Source organism: Epilithonimonas sp. KH_059 (assembly GCF_057838485.1).
Map to the genome: position 1 here is coordinate 25,577 of NZ_CM174468.1, position 19,904 is coordinate 45,480.

A 19,904-nucleotide genomic window follows, 5' to 3' on the forward strand; every position below is an offset into this window, starting at 1 on the left:
AATGAGATTACTTTAAGTATTTCCCTAGGTCTGCTGGAGAATAATTTAGGCTTTTTAATACTTTATCGTCTTGGGTTCTGTAGACGTTAAATTTACCATTTAATTCTTTTGTATAACAGGCAATTCCTTTATTTCTATACTGCTCGAGGGTTTGATTTGCCTCGTTTTGATCTTTGCAAGCTTTGGATAGGTTGGATCGATGAACTTCTTCAAACAAGGATTCAAATCTACTTGCCATACCAAATTCCAAAATCGCGCCATTGAGCACATACTGCAAATCGCAGAGCGCATCTGCCACCTCGATGAGGTCCTTTTGCGCAAGGGCTTCTTTTAATTCATCTAGTTCTTCCTGCAATAGCCGAACTCGCAGCTCAGCTCTTTCTTGAGCGGGGATTTGCGGACTGGTTAAGTGAGGGACTGAAAAAACCGAATGAAATTCGGCTACTTTTGAAAGGTTGTCATTAGAACTCATAAGGTAGAATATGGGGTGGTTTTAATAAAAAAAAGGCTGCACAAAAGAGTTTAAACCTCCTTTAACGCAGCCTGTATTTTTGTCTTTGTCTTAAATGTTAATGTGAGATTGCTCTACCAATCACAAGTCTCTGAATCTCGGAAGTTCCTTCTCCAATGGTACAGAGTTTAGAGTCTCTATAGAATTTTTCGACAGGAAAATCTTTTGTGTATCCGTAGCCTCCGAAGATTTGTACGGCATTGTTTGAAATTCGAACACAGGCCTCAGAAGCGTAAAGCTTTGCCATCGCGCCTTCTTTGGTCATTTTGGCTTTGCTGTTTTTTAAGGTGGCCGCATTTCGGATCAGAAGTTCAGAAGCCTCAATTTCCGTTGCCATGTCTGCAAGCATGAAGTTCACCGCTTGGAATTCATTGATCGCTTTGCCAAATTGTTTTCTCTCTAAGGAATATTGTAACGCGGCTTTGTACGCACCGCGAGAAATTCCTAGACTTAATGCCGCAATTGAGATACGACCTCCGTCTAAAATTTTCATAGCCTGTTTAAATCCTTCCCCTACTTCTCCTAATCTGTGGGAATCCGGTACACGAACCTTATCGAAGATGAGTTCTGCCGTTTCGGAAGCTCTCATTCCAAGTTTATTTTCTTTTTTACCGGAGCTAAATCCTGCCATTCCTTTTTCCAAAACAAAAGCGGTCGAATTGTTTTTGGCTCCAATTTCTCCTGTGCGGGTCATGACCACGGCAATGTCACCTGAGATCGCGTGCGTAATGAAGTTTTTGGCTCCACTGATAATCCAATCGTCTCCGTCTTTGACAGCAGTAGTACTCATACCGCCTGAATCAGAACCTGTGTTATGTTCTGTAAGGCCCCACGCGCCAATGGTTTTTCCTGAGGCGAGTTGAGGGAGCCATTTTTGGCGCTGCTCTTCGTTTCCGAATTCATAAATATGGTTGGTGCATAGGGAATTGTGTGCGGCAACAGAAAGGCCAATGGAGGGGTCTACCTGCGAGATTTCATCAAGGATGCTAACGTATTCTTGGTAGCCTAATCCAGATCCGCCATATTCTTCCGGGATTACAATTCCCATGAATCCCATTTCACCCAGTTGGTGAAACAATTCCTTTGGAAACGTTTGAGCTTCGTCCCACTCCATAATATTGGGGCGTATTTCTTTTTCCGCAAATTCTTTGGCGGTTTGTGCGATCATTTTTAAGCTTTCTTGCAGTTCTGTTTTCATAAATGTTGTTTGCGTAAATATAGACAAAATTGCGCTTTTTAGAAAATTCTTTTATCCTTTAGCTATGAGGTCGTTACTAGTCCTTTTCGGAAAAGTCCTTTCCCCTCGCGAAATGCATTGTTCTTTTAGTATTAGGTGTAAAGCTAATAATTGAGTAATATTAGGTGAATAGCTTATTTAAGCAGATATTAGACTTTTCACTTATATAGTTGTATTATTAGTTTTATTGCTTATTTTTGCTCTATGAAAGCGGTCATCACGGGAGACATTATTAATTCAGAAAGCACCGAGACAGAAATCTGGCTAAAGCCCTTAAAAGCTTTGCTCTCTCATTGGGGCTCAAGTCCCAAGGATTGGGAGATTTATAGGGGAGATGAGTTCCAAATCAAATGCGAACCCCAGCTCGCTTTTAAGTACGTACTTGCGATCAAATCCCTAGTCAAATCGATTGAAAGTTTGGATGTAAGAATGGCAATTGGCATCGGGGAGGAGAAATTCACGTCTGAAAAAATCACAGAGTCAAACGGATCCGCGTATGTTTCTTCCGGTAGGCTCTTAAATCAATTGAAATCCGACGGCAAGACTCTAGCCATTCAGACCCCGAACCTTGCGTTAAATGAGGAGTTAAATCTACTCTTTAAATGGGCCTCGATCGATTTTGATAGTTGGACGTGGGCCGTTGCGCAAATTCTACACGAATTCATTATTCTGCCTGGAATTACTCAAGAGGAATTAGCACAAAAATTTAGCATCACGCAGTCTTCCGTAAGTCAGCGACTGAAAAGAGCGAACCTCGATCTCATTTCGCAAACCGAACAATACTATAGACTAAAAATATCTCAGCTGTAACATGATACTCTCACTGCTCCTTCTGGCCCATTTACTCGGAGACTTCCTGCTCCAACCTAAATCTTGGGTACAAGCGAAAGAGCGGGATACGTACAAAAGTGTCTACTTATATGCCCATGTTTTCATACACACCCTTTTGGTTCTACTTTTCCTTCCATGGGAGTTTTGGTGGTTTTCCTTGGTGATTGGGAGTACACATTATCTCATTGATTTGTTGAAATTAAGGTTTCAAACGACCCGAACTAAGGTGAGGTGGTTTTTTTGGGACCAAGTCCTTCACTTGATTGTGATACTTTTGTTATGTGTGGGAATGGACCAGTGGAGCCTATCGAAAGAAACCCTACTGGTAAATACACCTTTAATTCTAGGCGCCGTCTTTGTTACGATTCCCTGCTCAGTGATGGTAAAGAGTTTGATCTCGAGCTGGACGCCGTTCACGCCTTCTGCTGAAAGCACACAGAGTGAATCTTTAGTCAATGCGGGCCATTATATTGGAATTTTGGAGCGTCTTTTGGTGTATATATTTATTGTGACTGGACATTGGGAAGGAGTCGGTTTTATGATTGCGGCTAAATCTGTATTTCGATTTAGCGACCTAGCTCAGGCCAGACAGAGAAAGCTAACTGAGTACGTACTCATCGGTACACTGCTTAGTTTTGGACTCTCAGTGGTAAGTGCACTGTTAGTAATTGGAATTTATAATTAGATCCTAATAAAATTTTTCCTTGACAAGGAAAAGCAAATGTAAAAAGTATGAACGTAAAAGGAGAGATGCTCTACGAGGGCAAAGCAAAGCAGATTTTTTTAACGGAAAATCCAGAAGAAGTCATTGTGCGTTTCAAAGACGATGCCACAGCCTTTAATGCACAAAAAAGAGGTTCGTTTGATCGAAAAGGAGAATTGAACAATGCGATTACCACCCTCATTTTTGAATACTTAAAAGAGAAAGGGGTAGAAACGCATTTTATCAAACAACTTGATGAGCGCGAACAACTCGTGAGAAAAGTAACGATTATTCCTCTTGAGATGGTGGTTAGAAACTATTCCGCAGGAAGTATGGCCCAGAGGTTAGGCGTAGAAGAAGGGATTAAATCACCCGTCACGATCTTTGATATTTGTTACAAGAAAGACGAATTGGGAGATCCCCTAATTAATGACTACCACGCGATCTTTTTAGGAGCTGCCACAAGAGAAGAATTAGATCAAATGTACAAGCTCACTGCAGAAATAAACGAGCATTTGGTAGCATTGTTTGAGCGTATGAACATTATCCTCGTCGATTTTAAAATCGAACTTGGAAAAACTTCCGACGGAAAAATTATTTTGGCGGATGAAATTTCGCCGGATACCTGCCGTTTGTGGGATAAAGATACGATGAAAAAACTCGACAAAGATAGATTTAGAAGAGATCTTGGAGAGGTTACAGAAGCGTATGTAGAAATTTACGAGCGCCTTCAAGCTGCGCTTGAAAAATAAGGACAACCAAAAGACGAAAGTCTAAAGTTAGAGAAAGTCAAATGAAAAATTTAAACAACCACCGAAAAGCCTATTTAGAGCAATTTAAAACCAGAAGTTACGGACGTAACCTTTTGCGTAGCCAAAGTGAGGAGCGCCTCGATGCACCTAGCGAAGAGTGTGGGATCTTTGCACTGTATTCCGAAGAAAATACGGATACTTTTTCCTTATCGCAATTCGGACTCTTTGCCTTGCAACACCGTGGACAAGAAGCTTGTGGGATTTCGGTGATGAACGATGGAAAGATTGTCAACATTAAAGACGAAGGTCTTGTTTTAGATGTTTACAAAGAAATTCGCAATCCGGAAACTTTTATGGGCAATGGTGTAATAGGGCATACCCGTTACACGACCGCTGGAGACAAAAAGAAATTCAATTTCCAACCCTTTTTTGCGAAGAATGAATACGACCAAATCATTCTCTCGATTGCACACAACGGAAATCTAACCAATGCCAGAGAACTTAAAAAGGAGCTCGAAGCGGAGGGTGTGGTCTTTAAAGCAACTTCCGATTCGGAAGTGATTTTAAGATTAATTCAAAAGAATTTAGATTTAGGCCTTCGCGGGGCTATTAAATCGACCATGGAAAAAATTGAAGGAGCCTATTCTGTGGTAGGAATTACAAGAAATAAATTCTTTGCGTTCCGAGATTTTCACGGAATCCGCCCGTTGGTCTTAGGAGCTATTGATGAAAAGACCTTCGTTGCAGCCTCTGAAACCGCTGCTCTCGATGCCGTAGGCGCTCAATATGTGCGAGATATCTTACCTGGTGAAATTGTTTACACGAGCGATCACGAGAAGGGATTGCAATCCTATATGGTGAGAAAAGATTGCGAGAGAAAGTTATGCTCTTTTGAGTACATTTATTTCGCACGTCCTGATTCCACCTTAGAAGGGATTAATGTCCATGAGATTCGTGAAAAATCAGGAGAGAAAATTTGGGAACAAGCCCCTGTGGAGGCTGATATTGTCATAGGTGTTCCAGATTCTGGAGTTCCGGCGGCCATTGGTTTTTCCAAAGTTTCTGGAATTCCTTTTCGCCCTGTTCTCATCAAGAATCGCTATGTAGGAAGAAGCTTTATCATCCCCACGCAAGACATGAGGGAGAGGATTGTAAATTTAAAACTCAATCCTATCAAAAGCGAAATTGAAGGCAAGCGAGTGGTTATTATCGACGATTCGATTGTCCGGGGAACAACCTCAAAGCGCCTTGTGAAGATTTTGAAAGAAGCCGGCGTAAAAGAAATTCACTTCCGTAGTGTTTCGCCTCCTATCATTGCGCCTTGCTACTTAGGGATTGACACGCCTTCGAAAGACGATTTAATTTCGGCAAATATGAGCGTAGAAGAATTGAGAGATTACTTAGGAGTGGACTCGTTAGAGTTCTTAAGCATCGACAATTTAAAAGTGATCCTAGGATCCGATAAGCATTGCTTTGGGTGTTTTACAGAAAAATACCCAGTGGCTAAAGGAGAACAAGTAGAACTGTTTGATTAAGATTCAGCCAAGTTTTACTTTAAATCTAATGAAAAGGCTCTCTTCAATACGAAGAGAGCCTTTTCTTATAAAAAGATTGATTGTTTCTAATTCAATTTAGAATTTAAAAGTAACCCCTGCTTGGAAGACGTTATTTTTGTTGTCAGCATCCGATCCGAAATCTTGATTGCTTTCGTCCGTTGCATCTGTGAATCCTGCTACGTAACGAGCATTAATTCCAATGTTGTTTGTGATGTTAAATCCAGCACCAAGTCCAACACCAAAGTTAAATGAGTTGAAGTTGTCTTTGTTTAGATCTGAAGATCCTTCAAAGCTACCTGATTCAACTTTTGATTTTGCTCCTACAAGGAAACCAAATTCAGGACCTGCTTCTAAGTAGAACTGAGGAACTACGTTATATTGGAACATAACAGGTACTGTAATGTAATCTAAAGTTAAAGTACTGGAAGCATTTCCGTAGTCGTATTTTGAACCTACACTGTTGTAAAGAACCTCAGGTTGAATACTAAAGTCTTCTGCAATCGGAGCATTCATAAATACACCTGCATAATACCCAGTTTTTGAATTGGTCTGTACATCGTTGTCATCAGAAATGTTGGAAACATTTACACCCGCTTTCACTCCAAATTGTTGAGCAAACGTTAATGAACTTACTGCAAGGGCAGCACCTAATAATAACTTTTTCATATTTTCTAATTTTAAATTTTACTTCAAAGTGAGTGGCAATTTGCATGCCAAAAACCGTGGATAAAGCTCGAAATTATTCTACAAAATATTATATATAGTTGATTATTAATGAGATAAATTTAAATAACTGTTTGGTTTTTCATTTGATTACAGAGCTCGATACGTATCCAAAACCAAGAGTATTTCGGAATCACTCACCCTTTGATTCACCAAAGAATTGCCAATTTCGCAAAGAAGTGTGAAGTTAATATCTTCCAAAACTTCGTTCTTTTTGTCATGACGCATAATTTCAAGGAGCGATTCGTTCGAAAAGGATTCAATGGGTAAAAGAGGATAGAGGGAAAGGATCTTTTGCTGAATGGAGTGAGCCTGAGACGAGTCTAAGATGCCTCGTGCAAGCGATAGCTCAGTCTCAATTACCATTCCGATGGCTACACAGTGACCGTGGGTAACTTCCATTCCTGATTTAAGGTAAAGACTCTCAATAGCATGTCCTACCGTATGACCAAAGTTGAGTGCTTTGCGAAGATTCTGCTCTTTAAAGTCCTTCTCTACCACGGACTGTTTTAATTCCATGGATCTCTGGATTAGAGGAGCTAGGGATTTCGCATTGTACTGCGAGAGAGTGGTGAGGTCCTCCCAGTGCTTGGAATCTAAGATTAAACCGTGCTTAAGCATTTCTGCAAGCCCACTTAAGATTTGCTCCTCAGGCAAGGTTTCAAGAAATTCAGGGTAGACAAAAATAGCCTTTGGAAATTCGAAAGTGCCAATTAAGTTTTTATAAAATTGAAAATCAATACCGGTTTTCCCACCGATGGACGCATCGCACATGGAGAGTAGGGTAGTAGGGATATGTATAAATGGAATTCCTCGCTTGTAGGTGGAAGCCACAAAGCCTCCTAAATCACTAATGACACCCCCTCCTAAATTAATTAGTAGGGCCTTGCGGTCCGTATGAAACTCAGCTAAAATTTCCCACAATTGGAGTGCTGAATCTAGGTTTTTCAATTCTTCTCCCGCTTCTATTTCAATGATTTCAAAAGGAATTTCAGTCCTTAGATTTCCCAAAAGGGTCGGTAGACAATGGTGATGGGTATTTTGGTCCACTAGAATAAGGAGTTGGCTCGGGGATAAGTCCTCAATCCAGTCATTTAAGGTCGTGAAGTCCTGGTCTAGAAATCGTATCATGAAATTTATTTTTACAAATGTACAAATATGACTTTTTTCATCTGATTGTTCGCTAAACAATTATTAAATTTGAGCACTTAATTATCTTTTACCATTATGTCCCCATTTAACGATACAAAAATTGCCTTTCAGGACAAATCTAGTGCTCAATTGAAGAAAGCGTACTGGATGTTTAAAGCTATTGAAAACCCCACACTTACAAATTTAGGAATCAATGTTTTAAATTTCACAATTAAAAATGAATTCCCATTTGTAGAATCCGTGGTCAAAAACACGCTTTTTGAACAGTTCGCAGGGGGAGAAACACGCGAAAAAAGTCTACAAGTAGTCAATCAAATGTATACGCATCACATTGGGAGTATATTTGATTATGCCATTGAAGGCAAGGAAGATGAACGTACATTTGATCATACCTGCGAGGAAATCAAGCAAAACATTAAGTTTGCTCAGGGCAACCCAGCCATCCCTTTTGTGGTGTTTAAACCCACAGGATTTGGTCGTCTCGAACTCTACAGTACTGTGCAAGCGGGTGGAGTCTTAACGAGCAGCGAGATCAAAGAATGGGATAAAGTAAAACAGCGGTATGAAGAAGTATGCGCCTTAGCCTACGAGAAACAGGTCGTGTTAATGGTAGATGCAGAAGAAACGCAGATGCAAGATACCGTAGACGAACTAGTAGCCGAAATGATGGCCCGATATAATAAAGAGAAAGCGATTGTATGGAACACGGTCCAAATGTACCGTACCGGCAGACTCGAGTTTTTAGATAAAGACTTGCAAAGAGCGAGCGAAAAAGGATACTACCTTGGCTATAAATTTGTGAGAGGGGCCTATATGGAAAAAGAAAGAGAGCGGGCGGCGGCCCTAGGACTTGCGGATCCTATTCAGCCTAATAAGAAAGCGACGGACGATAATTACAATGCAGCGATCGATTTTGTGGTGAATCACTTAGATCGTGTTTCGGGTTATTTTGGGACGCACAATGAAAAATCAACCGAGCTCATCATGGATAAAATGAAAGAAAAAGGTCTGGAAAACTCTCATCCAAATATTTTCTTTGGCCAACTCTACGGGATGAGCGACAATATTACCTACTACCTAGGGGAGAATAAATACAATGCTTCAAAATACTTACCCTACGGACCGGTTCGTGATGTGGTTCCGTACCTAACTCGTCGAGCACAAGAAAATACTTCTGTCAAAGGGCAAACCGGACGTGAATTAGGACTAATAGACCGCGAGCTTAAGAGACGGAAATCTTAACCTAATCGTAGAAAAGAAAAACTAAAGCCGTTTTGATGTTTAAATCTAGGCGGCTTTTTAAATTAAATTTCCCTTACTTTTGAACTTGTACTAAAATAGGATGGATTGGAATTTGTAAAAGTTATTTTGCCTCTGAATTTACCGGGAACCTTCACTTATAGGATTCCCGCCGCATTGTCAGGTTTAGTAAAACCGGGGCAGCGCGTACTGGTGCCGTTTGGAGGAAAGAAAATTTACACAGCCATTGTCCATGAGGTGAATGTAGAATCTCCAGAATTGGCCGTGGTGAAAGAGGTGATAAGTCTTTTAGATGATAACCCTATTTTACCTGAGCAGCAGCTCGCATTTTGGGACTTTTTAAGCTCGTATTATCTCGGCAATTTAGGGGAGATTTATCGCTTTGCTTTTCCGGGCTCTCTAAAGCTAGAGAGTGAAACCTATGTGAAACTTACACCTGAGGTCAAAATCGATTTTGAAAATCTGGATTCAAATGAAATGTATCTCATTCAGGCCTTAGAAGTACGACAGCTTATCAATTTTTCTGAAATTGAAGCTTTTATCCCCAAAAAAGAGATCGTAAAGACAATTCATAGTCTAATTGAACTCAGGTACATTGAGATTGACGAGAGAATTGCGGAAAAGTACAAGGCAAAGGAAGTCTTGTACGTGAAATTGGATCCCCTCTATTTGCAGGGGGAAAAGTTTACTCAGACTTTGGTCGAATTAAAACGCTCGAAAAAGCAACAAGCACTTTTTCTAACTCTGGCAGAAAAACAGACCGAAGCCCCAGAGGGTTTAATTCGAAAGTCGGTGTTAATGCAAAGTCAAGAATTTGGACAAGTACAGCTCAAAGGGTTAATTGACAAAGGAATTGTTCATCAATATCTCTTAGAGAAAGACCGTATTGAGCGTTTTGAAGGTGATTTACAGGAAATGGAATCCCTTAGTTTAGAACAGACCTATGCTCTAGATGCGATAGAAAATGCATTTTCGAAAGGATCCAATGTCCTCCTTCATGGGGTCACCGGATCAGGAAAGACCCATTTGTATATGGAGAGGATTGCCCAGACGCTCGAACAGGGAAAGTTTGCTCTGTATTTACTGCCTGAAATTTCCCTGACCAAGCAAATTATTCACCGTCTTGAAGTGAAATTTGGCTCCGCACTTGGGTATTACCATTCCAAACTTTCTGATTTTGAGAAAGTCGAGGTGTGGAAAAGGGTTAGTGACGGGACAATCCGATTGCTAATCGGGACAAGGGCCTCGCTTTTTCTTCCTTTCGAATCGCTAGGTTTAATTATTGTAGACGAGGAACACGACCAGGCCTACCGTCCGAAAGGAGTGCAACCTTATTTCAGTGCGCGGGAAGCAAGCCTAAAGTTGGGGCAGATTTATGGCGCAAATGTTTTGCTGGGTTCAGCCACGCCCTCCGTAGAAAGTTTTTATTTAACCCGAACAGGGAAGCTAGAGCTCGTCACTTTAAAAGAGCGTTATAAAGGCGTTGAAATGCCTAAATATAAACTCTTAGACTATAAAGAGGCGATGGATTCCAAGGCCGTTTCGGGTGATTTTGCCGAGAATACTCTTGTGGAAATGAGCCAGACTTTGGAAGCTAGCGATCAAATCTTAGTGCTTCACAACAGAAGAGGATATGCCAAAGTGCTGGAGTGTGAAAGTTGTGGGCATGTAAGCTATTGTAGCAATTGCGATGTGATCATGACTTATCATAAGTTTTCAAACGAACTCAAATGCCATTACTGTGGACATAAGGCGGCCAAACCAAAGAGTTGTCCCCGCTGTCAGTCACCAAAATTGAATACAAAAGGAGTGGGAGTGGAGCAGCTCTATGAACAGATCGTAAAGCTCTTTCCGCAGTATCAAGTTGAGCGTATGGATGTGGATTCGATGCGTCGTAAATTTGCCTATGAACAACTCTACGAACGAATAGAAAACCGGGAAACCGACATTGTCGTGGGTACGCAAATGATTTCAAAAGGCCTGGATTTCGATCATATTGAGCTTGTCGTCATACCGCGCGCCGACCATCTTTTGTACACACAGGACTACCGGGCTGAAGAAAGGGCCTACCAACTGATTACTCAAATTGCAGGACGCGCGGGACGCGTCTCAGGCAAAGGGCTTGTGCTGATTCAAACCTTTAATCCCGATCATGTGGTTTTCGATTTGATTGAAAACCAAGATACGGAGGAGTTATATGATCATTTTTTGAATGAGCGACGCAAATTTCAATACCCTCCCTTTGTAAAAACCGTACTAATCGAATTAAAGCATCGCAAAGAAGATAAGGTGGGTCGGGCAGCCCAATTTTTAGGATCTATTTTGAGGAAATACCTTCCACTGGATTGCGTTTTAGGCCCTGAAAAATCACCTATTGCCAGGATTAATTTATTGTATCAGCATCAACTTCTGCTTAAATTGCCCCGAGGTGCGAAGTACCAAACCTACAAAGATTTGATCCGTAAGAGTCTAGAGGAATTTGATGAGGTCAGCGGGTATAAATCAATCAAGAAGGAAATCATCGTTGATTTTTAACATTTTTTAACACTATTTATCCTTATTTAATGAGGGTAAACCTTTGGTTTTCAATTATAATTTCTATTTTTGGACGTTGGTTAAAACATAGAGATCTCGTTTTTAGAGCTCTAGGTCTTTTAACCACTCATGTGAAAATTAGATTTTAATGATTAGAGTAAAAAATTTAGCAGCGGCAATGATGCTTGCACTTGCGCCGCTGTCCTTTGCGCAAATGGGAGGTATGCCGTCTGATTTGTCGCAATTCGAGGAAAACCACTCAGGTGGGGCATCCCTCGAAAATAAAGCCGACCTTTGGTCTCTTAGTGCAAAACATCTCGTAAACAACTCAATAGACAAACTCCTTGATGATCCCGTTCTTAGAAATGCGAATTGGGGTTTTGTTTTGTACGATCCTTCCACTAAAAAGATTGTTAGCGCCTACAACGAAGGGGAGGCTCTCATTCCCGCCTCTACCACCAAGCTTTTAACGACCGATACGGCCCTTTCCCTTCTGGGTCCTGATTTTAAATGGAGCACTCAATTAGAGTATTCTGGAGAGATTAATTCTGAGGGTGTCCTTACGGGGGATTTATACATTGTCGGAAGTGCGGATCCTTCACTAGGTACAGGTAAAGCAGGTGCCCTTTCTTATGGGAGTCTAATTAATGAGTATATCGCCGCATTGTCCGATTTAGGAATTAAGAAGATTGAGGGGAATCTTATTTTGCAAAATGCTGTATTTAAGTCAAATCAACTTAGATCCTTGCCCGCAAATGTAGTTTGGATGGAGCACAATAACTATTACTTACCTGTGGGTTCTACTCAAAATATAGACCCTAGAAAAGAGAAATTAACCATTTCAAAGAAAAATCCTTTTGAGCAGCAAAAGCAATATTTTTATATTTCTCCTTACCAAGACAAACTTGTGTTTGCCGATGAATTTGACGGAAAACCCGTACATACCACGCTTCCTGACGTACCTCATTATTTAGGAAATACACTGAGAACCAATATGATCAAAAAGGGGATTTCGATTTCAGGAAAAGTAATTCCAAAGCCGATCGACAAGGATCCCGAAAACCGGAAACTGGTTATGACCTACCAATCTCCTAGTTTAAAAGACATTGTGTACGACACCAATCAAAGAAGCGACAATGCACTAGCCGAATCTCTATTGCGAATGGTAGGGTTCCAGAAAATGGGAAGCCAGAATTTAGCCTCAGGCAGAGAAGTGGTTGTGAAGCATTTAGATGAAAAAGGATTTGATACTTCGGCTTTAATCTATATGGACGGAAGTGGGCTTTCGCGTAACCATCGCGTTACTCCAATCTCCCAAGCGCTTTTCTTAGCCGACGAAATGTCCGAGCCATACTACCAAAGCTTTTTTGAGTCCTTGCCGATTGCTGGGCAAACCGGAACCCTTAAAAAAATGTTCTATGGTGCCGGTCATGGGCATATTTTCGCTAAGACAGGGACTTTAAATAAGGTCAAGACTCTGGCTGGATATGTCAAAACCACTTCAGGGAAAACCCTTACATTTTCACTCTTAATTAATAACTATAGCGGTTCGGTGAGTCAGGTGAAAGCCAAGATGGAAGAACTTCTTGATCCCGTGGTCGCGCTATAACGTCCATTTTGATGGATACGGTCCAAAATTAAAACATAGAAAACGGTTGTAAAGAAAGGCTTTACAGCCGTTTTTCAATTTTCAAGGCGGGATTTTAGTGAGATTTTTCATTTGCTGCTAATGGAACTCTGAAAATCTACGTTCTCGTTTTTCATTGGGTGCTTTTTCGATATACTACCCCGCATTTTTTTTTCGTAATTTAGCCTTTCATTAAACCAATATCAACTATGATTTCCACTGAATTTCTTGCCAATCTCCAAAAGGAGCTTCAAACGATTAAAGACGACGGTCTTTACAAAACAGAGCGTATTATTGAATCCCAACAATCCTCTGAGATTGTGGCCAATCAAAAAACGTTATTAAATTTTTGTGCGAACAATTACTTAGGGCTTGCAAACGATCCCAGAGTGATGAAGGCTTCACAAGAAATGGTAGACCACCGTGGGTATGGGATGTCTTCTGTTCGATTTATTTGTGGTACTCAAGATATTCATAAAACCCTGGAGGAGAAAATTTCAGCATTTTTGGGAATGGAAGATACCATTCTCTATGCGGCTTGTTTTGACGCAAATGGGGGAGTGTTTGAACCGCTTTTCACGGCGGAGGATGCTATTATTTCAGATGAGCTAAACCACGCTTCGATTATTGATGGAGTAAGACTTTGTAAGTCTGCGCGCTACCGTTATAAAAACAATAACATGGAGGATTTGGAAGCGCAATTAATTGAAGCCAACAAAAAGGATCACCGATTCAAAATTATTGTAACCGATGGAGTTTTTTCCATGGACGGAATTGTAGCCGACTTAAAAGGGGTGTGTGATCTTGCGGATAAATACAATGCGCTCGTGATGGTTGACGATTCTCATGCGACTGGATTCATTGGAAAAACAGGAAGAGGTACGCATGAAGCGAGTGAGGTGATGGGTCGTGTCGATATAATCACTTCGACTTTAGGGAAAGCCCTAGGTGGCGCACTCGGAGGATTTACCTCTGGAAAAAAAGAAATTATTGAGATGCTAAGACAGCGTTCACGCCCTTATCTTTTCTCGAACTCTCTTGCCCCGGGCATTGTAGGGGCAGCCATTAAAGTATTAGATTTAATTTCTGACGATACTTCCCTTCGAGACAAAGTGATGGACAATGCTTCTTATTTTAGGGAGCAAATGGTTCAAAGAGGATTTGATATTCCGCAGGGAGATGCAGCCATCGTTCCTGTGATGTTATACGATGCTCCTCTAGCGCAGAAAATGGCAGAAGAGATGATGGAAGAAGGGATTTACGTCATCGGATTCTTTTATCCTGTAGTCCCTAAAGGAAAAGCGAGAATTAGAGTGCAACTCTCAGCAGCCCATACAAGAGAACAGCTGGATAAAGCAATTGCGGCCTTTGAAAAAGTAGGAAAAAAACTAAACGTGATTTAATTCGGTCACAATAAGATATCGTTTCTCAGATGAGAAATTTAGAGTAGGGCCTTTCTTAGAGAAAGGCCCTAACTATTGAAATACTACTCATCAGAATGACCAATATTCCAATGACGACGAACATTTTTTTAACAGGTAGTTTTGCGGTGAGCATTGCAGAGAAAGGTGCTGTAATAATCCCTCCTAGAAGCAGTCCCAAGACAATGTTCCAATGCTGAATCCCGAGGGTAATAAAGAATGTGATGGCGCTAGTTAGGGTCAGGATAAATTTACTTACGGTGGAACTTCCCACGACATAGCGAGGAGTTCTTCCGTCTTTCATTAATGTACCGGTCACTAAGGGACCCCATCCGCCTCCTGCAAAGGAATCAATGAATCCGCCGACGAGTCCTAAAAAACCAAGGTTGGTGTCCGTTTTCGCTTTTCGCTTGTGTTCTTTTTTACGTTTGAAAGCATTTCTTAGGATATTGATTCCAAGATAAAGAGTATACACAGAAATTATAGGCTTTACAATATGAGCATATTGTTCTCCAAAAAAACTTAAAGCGAGCGCTCCAATAATAGCGCCCAGGATGGCCGGAAGGGCAAGTGCTTTTACTAATTTCTTGTTTACATTTTTGAGCTTGAAATGGCTTATGCTGCCCGCTGCTGAGGTGAAGGTTTCGGCGGAGTGAATACTGGCACTGACCACAGGCGGTGCCACATTTAGCATTAAAAGAATGGTGGTACAAAGTACCCCATAGCCCATGCCCATACTTCCTGCGACAATTTCGGCAATGAAGCCCACCAAGAGCATTTTGTAAAAAATATGGTGGTCCTGACTCAAAAAATTACCGATATCAGGAAAGAGTTTGAATTCGACTAGAATGTAGGAAAACAGGCCTAAAAGAACAATGAATCCAATGATTCCAAGGTATATATTTGCACGTCTCCTTACCGCTTTGACGACCTTGGAGAGGTTGTCAAACTCGGAATCTCGCAGGGTAGACTTCTGTTTTTGAGTCAGATAATCTTGGGTAAGCTTATCTAAATGTTGGAGTTCGTCCGAGATGTTCATCAACGGATGTTTGTGCGCAAATTTTAACCTTTCAATAAAAGGATCGATGTCTTGCGGCAAACTTTCTTTGATGATGCGACGAATTCGATGCTGTACCTCGGGAGCAAATTCTCCAAGCTTAATGCCCATGGAGAGCTGATCGGTTTGAAGTAAATCCGCAAACGAAAAGTCACTGCTCGAAGGTTTTCCCATAACGTGGATCAAAATTTTTCGATTTTGGATCCACTCAAGGAGTTCTTCTTCTAAAAATTCCGCTTTCGGACTTAAAATGACTAAGGTTCGGTCCTTTAAATCTTGGGATTCAATGGTTTTATTGAATAATGAAAGCTCGGGATGCTTATCGCTAAGTACCACGAGCTCTTTGCTAAATTCCAAATCGTAGAGTTCGATTGCTCTTGGAGAGGAAGATCGAAAATTCTCTCGAATCAACTGAAGGCTATGCGGTCCGCTTCCCACAAGTACCATAGCCCAACTTTCTGCATTCAAAAAGAGGGTTTGGTCCAAAGGGTTGTGCGGATTTTCCATTCTGTGTTTTATCGAATCATAACAGCCCCTACGGTACTGTTGCTGGTTTGGTCCACTAAAATGGCACTTCCCGTTTGACTGTTTTCTTCAAAACTATCGAAGACGAGCGGAGAGGCTGTTTTCAGCTTTACTCGAACCACTTCGTTTAATTTCACCGGACCATCTAGGCTATGACGCTCTAGTGTATTCACGTCAATAATCTCGGTGATTTCCTTCACAACTGCTTTTACGACGCGGCTTTTGTGTTGAAGGAAGTATTTATTTCCCTGTTGCAAGGGTTTGTTATCTAGCCAGCATACCAGCGCTTCTAACTCGTTTTCCATCTTCACTTCCTGGCTTTCTAAAACGAAAGAATCGCCCCGAGAAACATCAATGTCCTCTGCTAAGTGAATAACACAAGGTTGAGAAGCATAAATGGTTTCTACTTCTGAGCCTGCAGTTTCAATTTTCGAGATCGTCGTGGAGATTTCCTGAGGAAGGATTACAATGCGATCGCCTTTCGAGTAGGAACCGGAAATCACTTGGCCCGCGAACCCTCGGTAATCATGAAGTTCCTTCGTTTGAGGTCGGATTACATACTGAACTTGGAAACGACTGTTTTCGGATTCCTTGCTTTCTCGAATTTCAAGCGTTTCCAGATAAGAAAGAAGGGGTCCCTCCGTGTACCATGGCATTTCTACAGAGGATTCCACTATGTTGGCTCCTGTAAAGGCTGAAATAGGGAAGTATTTTACATTGGAGAGTCCGAGGCTTTGGGCTACCTTCTCATAGTCCGATTTTATTTGCTCATATTTTTCCTCAGAATAATCCACCAAATCCATTTTGTTCACCGCTACAACAACGTGCGGCATTTGAAGCAGCGATGCGATTATGGAATGACGTCGGGTTTGCTCGATCACTCCGTGACGAGCATCCACGAGGATAACCATGAGCTGTGAATTGGAGGCTCCTGTAATTAGGTTTCTCGTGTATTGAACATGCCCAGGTGCATCGGCTATAATAAATTTTCTACGGCTTGTATTAAAGTAGCGGTAGGCTACGTCAATTGTAATGCCTTGTTCTCTTTCTGCACGAAGTCCGTCGGTTAGAATCGCTAAATCGATTCCGTCTTTATTTTTGTTTTTGGATTGTTTTTCCAGCGCTTCTAGTTGGTCCACTAGGATACTTTTGCTGTCGTAAAGCAGGCGACCAATTAAGGTGCTTTTTCCATCGTCAACACTTCCGGCTGTTATAAATCGTAATAGGTCCATTTGTTTTCTCTTGCTTTAGGTTTAAAGTCTACCCTTAAAAGTATCCTCCTTTTTTTCTGTCTTCCATAGCCGCTTCTGTGGCTCTGTCGTCAATGCGAGTTTCGCCACGCTCTGAAATTCGCGAGGCCGTGATTTCTGTCACCACTTCGTCCAGCGTGCTTGCATTGCTTTCGACGGCCGCTGTACAGGTCATGTCCCCCACGGTTCTATAACGAACCCGTTTGGTTGAAATTTTGTCCTCTGGATCGATTTGAATGAAGTCCGAAACAGCGATGAGTTGTCCCTCGTGCTCTAAGACTTCCCGATCGTGTGCAAAGTAAATAGGGGGCAATTGAATGTTTTCCTTCTTAATGTAATTCCAAACGTCTAATTCAGTCCAATTGGAAATAGGAAAGACTCTGACGTTTTCTCCCTTGTGGATTTTCCCGTTGTAGATATTCCAAAGTTCAGGTCTTTGGAGTTTTGGATCCCACTGTCCAAATTCATCACGCACGGAGAAAAACCTTTCTTTTGCTCTTGCTTTTTCTTCATCACGACGGGCTCCCCCTAGGCAAGCGTCAAATTCAAATTCTTCAATCGTGTCCAAAAGAGTATGGGTTTGAAGCCAGTTTCTTGAGGCAAATTTTCCTTTGGGTTCGGTGAGGTTCTTTTCCCGAATGGTATCTTCCACTTGACGAACAATAAGGGTTGCCCCTATTTCCTTCGCAAGTTTATCTCGAAAGTCTAGGGCTTCTTTAAAGTTGTGACCCGTATCAATGTGAACGAGTGGAAAAGGAATGTTCATGGGTGCAAAGGCTTTTTGAGCCAAGTGTACCATCGTAATGGAATCTTTTCCTCCACTAAATAGAAGGGCGGGTTTGTCGAATTGGGCCGCTACTTCACGCATGATGTAAATGCTTTCAGCTTCAAGTTGCTCTAGATAATCTAAGCGGTATGGATTCATATAGTAATCTTTAGAATTAGTTTGAATGCAGTCCGCATTCTTTATGGGAGTCTTCCCACCACCAACGACCGGCGCGTGGGTTTTCTCCGGGTTCAATAGCTCTCGTGCAAGGTTTGCAACCTACACTGATGTAGCCTTGTTTGTGTAAGGGTAGTTCTTGGACTTTATGCTTCTCGATGTAATCAAGTACGTCTTGATAGCTCCAATGGATTAAAGGATTGAATTTGTAGAGGTTTCGATGGGAGTCCCATTCAATCATGGGCATGTTTTCCCGATTGTCAGATTGCTCTGAACGTAGCCCTGTAATCCATACTTTGGCTCCTTCTAGGGCCCGGTTTAAGGGCTTTACCTTCCGGATTTCACAGCACAATTTTCGGTTTTCTACCGATTGGTAGAACCCGTTAATTCCTTTTTGTTCAACGTATTGTTCCACTTCCTTTGCATCCGGAAAAAAAAGATTTGTGTCGGTCTTGTATTTGGCTCTGTTTTGGGCCAAAAGGTCATAGTGTTCATAAAACAATCGACCCGTATCAAGAGTAAAGACTTGAATAGGGAGTTGGTTTTTAAAAATGGCATCCGTGAGAACTTGGTCTTCCTGTCCAAGTGAGGTAGAGAACACAATACCAGAGGGATAAAGTTCACATACTCGCTCGAGGGCTTTTTCTAGGGAACTCTGTTCAATCTCTTTTATAGTTTCTAGCTCTAACATAGGTAGGTTGTTTTCGCAGCAAAGGTACTTAATTATTAAAAACCGACAAAATTAGTAGACTAATAGATAACGTTGCAGGGAAGGGTGACCAGCCAAGATTGGAGTCGTGAAAAGAAGGCGCGCAAATTGAGATTAAATCCTTAGCGACGGACTGTTTTAAGCGGTGGGAATTTCAAGGGTAGGACTCACTTCATGGTCCGCAAGATCGAGGAGTGATTTTTTCTCAAGCACGGCTAAGGTCGCATCTCGAACTTCTACAAATACATCGTGAAGACCACAGTGGGGTTCACTACAGTTCGCACACTTTTCGTAAAAATTTAAACTTACGCAGGGAATAAGGGCAATTGGACCGTTGATGAGTCGAATGATTCTTGCTAAGGAAACGTCCTTAGGATCGAGGTTTAAAAAATAGCCTCCACCTTTTCCTTTTTTGCTCTCCAGAATTCCATCACGTCTTAATTCTAGAAGTATATTTTCTAGAAATTTGAGAGGAATGTTTTTGTTTTGTGCAATTTCAGAGATCAGAATAGGCCCCTTTTGATGACGGTCTACGAGATACCCGAGGGCTTTAAAGGCGTAATGTGATTTTTTAGAGAGCATGAAACAAAATTAGTCAAAATCTTTGAGCTTCTCAAATGAACGCTTCGACTCTAAATTCCAAAGAAAAATCCCTAGATTTGAGACCAAAATAGACCTTTTCATGTTCAGTAAAGAAGAAGCTCAAAAATTAAGAAAAGAATTCTGGACTGCTTTTGGAAAATCATTTCCACGCAAATGGATTCTTTACCACACAAAGATCAAAGATTTTTCGTTCAAATTCCATGCAGATCCTTCTAGGGCTAGGGTGTCGATTGATTTGGAAATGAAGGATCCCGAACTTCAAGAGTTATATTATAACAAACTCTGGTCTTTAGAGGATCAATTGAAAGAAACCTGGGGGAGTCTCGAGAAAAGCGCTGAACTTGAGATTGAAAATGGAAAAATTCTCTCTCGCTTTTGGGTAGAATTAGAAGGAGTTTCTATTTACAACAAGTCCACTTGGCCTACTATATTCGAATTTTTCTACGACAAAATGGAGAAAGCAGAAATCTTCTTTTACGAATACGAAGATTTTATTCGAGACGTATAGG

The 19,904-nt window shown here is 41.3% G+C and carries 18 protein-coding genes; 9 read left to right on the forward strand and 9 right to left on the reverse strand.

The genetic code is table 11. The annotated features are described in order from the left end of the window. Positions 1 to 7: 7 nt before the first annotated feature. The gene (locus tag AC3IRX_RS00115; RefSeq protein ID WP_489210447.1) at positions 8 to 472 is read right to left on the reverse strand and encodes a pyrophosphohydrolase domain-containing protein; all 465 of its coding nucleotides are present in this window, start codon (positions 470 to 472) and stop codon (positions 8 to 10) included. A gap of 97 nt (positions 473 to 569) precedes the next feature. Then, entirely contained in the window at positions 570 to 1,709 is a 1,140-nt protein-coding gene (locus AC3IRX_RS00120; protein ID WP_489210448.1) for an acyl-CoA dehydrogenase family protein, read from the reverse strand. A gap of 243 nt (positions 1,710 to 1,952) precedes the next feature. Here AC3IRX_RS00120 and AC3IRX_RS00125 point away from each other — a divergent pair, with 243 nt between their 5' ends. Genes AC3IRX_RS00125 through purF form a run of 4 tightly spaced genes read left to right on the forward strand, consistent with a single transcriptional unit; the run spans position 1,953 to position 5,569 of the window. Beyond that, positions 1,953 to 2,558: a SatD family protein gene (locus tag AC3IRX_RS00125; protein ID WP_489210450.1), complete on the forward strand. Its 606-nt coding sequence runs from the start codon at positions 1,953 to 1,955 to the stop codon at positions 2,556 to 2,558. A 1-nt stretch (position 2,559) separates the two neighbouring features. After that, positions 2,560 to 3,264, forward strand: coding sequence for a DUF3307 domain-containing protein (locus AC3IRX_RS00130; RefSeq protein WP_489210452.1), 705 nt, complete (start codon positions 2,560 to 2,562; stop codon positions 3,262 to 3,264). 47 nt (positions 3,265 to 3,311) lie between these two features. Further along, a complete protein-coding gene (gene purC, locus AC3IRX_RS00135; RefSeq protein ID WP_489210453.1) occupies positions 3,312 to 4,034 on the forward strand; it encodes a phosphoribosylaminoimidazolesuccinocarboxamide synthase in 723 nt (240 codons plus the stop codon). 41 nt (positions 4,035 to 4,075) lie between these two features. Beyond that, complete coding sequence (purF, locus tag AC3IRX_RS00140; protein WP_489210455.1) at positions 4,076 to 5,569, forward strand: amidophosphoribosyltransferase; 1,494 nt, start codon at positions 4,076 to 4,078, stop codon at positions 5,567 to 5,569. A gap of 96 nt (positions 5,570 to 5,665) precedes the next feature. Here purF and AC3IRX_RS00145 read toward each other — a convergent pair whose 3' ends face one another. Then, positions 5,666 to 6,256 carry a porin family protein gene (locus AC3IRX_RS00145; RefSeq protein ID WP_459112656.1) on the reverse strand — a complete coding sequence of 197 codons (591 nt, stop codon included), beginning with the start codon at positions 6,254 to 6,256 and terminating at the stop codon, positions 5,666 to 5,668. Between the two features lie 147 nt (positions 6,257 to 6,403). After that, positions 6,404 to 7,444 (reverse strand): 3-dehydroquinate synthase, encoded by a 1,041-nt coding sequence (gene aroB / locus AC3IRX_RS00150; protein WP_489210456.1) that lies wholly within the window; start codon positions 7,442 to 7,444, stop codon positions 6,404 to 6,406. Between the two features lie 96 nt (positions 7,445 to 7,540). Between aroB and AC3IRX_RS00155 the strand changes: the two genes are divergently transcribed. The 4 genes from AC3IRX_RS00155 (at position 7,541) to AC3IRX_RS00170 (ending at position 14,290) form a co-directional block, all read left to right on the forward strand. Continuing rightward, the gene (locus AC3IRX_RS00155) at positions 7,541 to 8,707 is read left to right on the forward strand and encodes a proline dehydrogenase family protein (protein ID WP_489210458.1); all 1,167 of its coding nucleotides are present in this window, start codon (positions 7,541 to 7,543) and stop codon (positions 8,705 to 8,707) included. Positions 8,708 to 8,812: 105 nt separating this feature from the next. Continuing rightward, positions 8,813 to 11,260: a replication restart helicase PriA gene (gene priA, locus AC3IRX_RS00160; RefSeq protein WP_489210460.1), complete on the forward strand. Its 2,448-nt coding sequence runs from the start codon at positions 8,813 to 8,815 to the stop codon at positions 11,258 to 11,260. 148 nt (positions 11,261 to 11,408) lie between these two features. Next, entirely contained in the window at positions 11,409 to 12,869 is a 1,461-nt protein-coding gene (dacB, locus tag AC3IRX_RS00165; protein WP_489210462.1) for a D-alanyl-D-alanine carboxypeptidase/D-alanyl-D-alanine endopeptidase, read from the forward strand. 227 nt (positions 12,870 to 13,096) lie between these two features. After that, on the forward strand, positions 13,097 to 14,290 hold the full coding sequence (locus AC3IRX_RS00170; protein ID WP_489210464.1) for a glycine C-acetyltransferase: 1,194 nt from the start codon (positions 13,097 to 13,099) through the stop codon (positions 14,288 to 14,290). A 55-nt stretch (positions 14,291 to 14,345) separates the two neighbouring features. Here AC3IRX_RS00170 and AC3IRX_RS00175 read toward each other — a convergent pair whose 3' ends face one another. From AC3IRX_RS00175 to AC3IRX_RS00195, 5 genes are all read right to left on the reverse strand, one after another. Beyond that, positions 14,346 to 15,872: a sulfite exporter TauE/SafE family protein gene (locus AC3IRX_RS00175; RefSeq protein ID WP_489210466.1), complete on the reverse strand. Its 1,527-nt coding sequence runs from the start codon at positions 15,870 to 15,872 to the stop codon at positions 14,346 to 14,348. A gap of 8 nt (positions 15,873 to 15,880) precedes the next feature. Then, positions 15,881 to 17,122, reverse strand: coding sequence for a sulfate adenylyltransferase subunit 1 (locus tag AC3IRX_RS00180; protein ID WP_489210468.1), 1,242 nt, complete (start codon positions 17,120 to 17,122; stop codon positions 15,881 to 15,883). 34 nt (positions 17,123 to 17,156) lie between these two features. Further along, a complete protein-coding gene (gene cysD / locus AC3IRX_RS00185; protein WP_459084217.1) occupies positions 17,157 to 18,065 on the reverse strand; it encodes a sulfate adenylyltransferase subunit CysD in 909 nt (302 codons plus the stop codon). A 16-nt stretch (positions 18,066 to 18,081) separates the two neighbouring features. Continuing rightward, a complete protein-coding gene (locus AC3IRX_RS00190) occupies positions 18,082 to 18,774 on the reverse strand; it encodes a phosphoadenylyl-sulfate reductase (protein ID WP_489210470.1) in 693 nt (230 codons plus the stop codon). A gap of 156 nt (positions 18,775 to 18,930) precedes the next feature. Then, positions 18,931 to 19,374: an RrF2 family transcriptional regulator gene (locus AC3IRX_RS00195; protein WP_489210472.1), complete on the reverse strand. Its 444-nt coding sequence runs from the start codon at positions 19,372 to 19,374 to the stop codon at positions 18,931 to 18,933. Between the two features lie 100 nt (positions 19,375 to 19,474). On the opposite strand from AC3IRX_RS00195, the gene AC3IRX_RS00200 reads away from it, so the two are divergent. Then, complete coding sequence (locus tag AC3IRX_RS00200) at positions 19,475 to 19,903, forward strand: DUF4268 domain-containing protein (RefSeq protein WP_489210474.1); 429 nt, start codon at positions 19,475 to 19,477, stop codon at positions 19,901 to 19,903. Position 19,904 lies beyond the last annotated feature (1 nt).

Coding starts and splice junctions, on each gene's coding strand:
- AC3IRX_RS00115 (WP_489210447.1), bottom strand. CDS start 472: ATGAGTTCTAATGACAACCTTTCAAAAGTAGCCGAATTTCATTCGGTT.
- AC3IRX_RS00120 (WP_489210448.1), bottom strand. CDS start 1,709: ATGAAAACAGAACTGCAAGAAAGCTTAAAAATGATCGCACAAACCGCC.
- AC3IRX_RS00125 (WP_489210450.1), top strand. CDS start 1,953: ATGAAAGCGGTCATCACGGGAGACATTATTAATTCAGAAAGCACCGAG.
- AC3IRX_RS00130 (WP_489210452.1), top strand. CDS start 2,560: ATGATACTCTCACTGCTCCTTCTGGCCCATTTACTCGGAGACTTCCTG.
- purC (WP_489210453.1), top strand. CDS start 3,312: ATGAACGTAAAAGGAGAGATGCTCTACGAGGGCAAAGCAAAGCAGATT.
- purF (WP_489210455.1), top strand. CDS start 4,076: ATGAAAAATTTAAACAACCACCGAAAAGCCTATTTAGAGCAATTTAAA.
- AC3IRX_RS00145 (WP_459112656.1), bottom strand. CDS start 6,256: ATGAAAAAGTTATTATTAGGTGCTGCCCTTGCAGTAAGTTCATTAACG.
- aroB (WP_489210456.1), bottom strand. CDS start 7,444: ATGATACGATTTCTAGACCAGGACTTCACGACCTTAAATGACTGGATT.
- AC3IRX_RS00155 (WP_489210458.1), top strand. CDS start 7,541: ATGTCCCCATTTAACGATACAAAAATTGCCTTTCAGGACAAATCTAGT.
- dacB (WP_489210462.1), top strand. CDS start 11,409: ATGATTAGAGTAAAAAATTTAGCAGCGGCAATGATGCTTGCACTTGCG.
- AC3IRX_RS00170 (WP_489210464.1), top strand. CDS start 13,097: ATGATTTCCACTGAATTTCTTGCCAATCTCCAAAAGGAGCTTCAAACG.
- AC3IRX_RS00175 (WP_489210466.1), bottom strand. CDS start 15,872: ATGGAAAATCCGCACAACCCTTTGGACCAAACCCTCTTTTTGAATGCA.
- AC3IRX_RS00180 (WP_489210468.1), bottom strand. CDS start 17,122: ATGGACCTATTACGATTTATAACAGCCGGAAGTGTTGACGATGGAAAA.
- cysD (WP_459084217.1), bottom strand. CDS start 18,065: ATGAATCCATACCGCTTAGATTATCTAGAGCAACTTGAAGCTGAAAGC.
- AC3IRX_RS00190 (WP_489210470.1), bottom strand. CDS start 18,774: ATGTTAGAGCTAGAAACTATAAAAGAGATTGAACAGAGTTCCCTAGAA.
- AC3IRX_RS00195 (WP_489210472.1), bottom strand. CDS start 19,374: ATGCTCTCTAAAAAATCACATTACGCCTTTAAAGCCCTCGGGTATCTC.
- AC3IRX_RS00200 (WP_489210474.1), top strand. CDS start 19,475: ATGTTCAGTAAAGAAGAAGCTCAAAAATTAAGAAAAGAATTCTGGACT.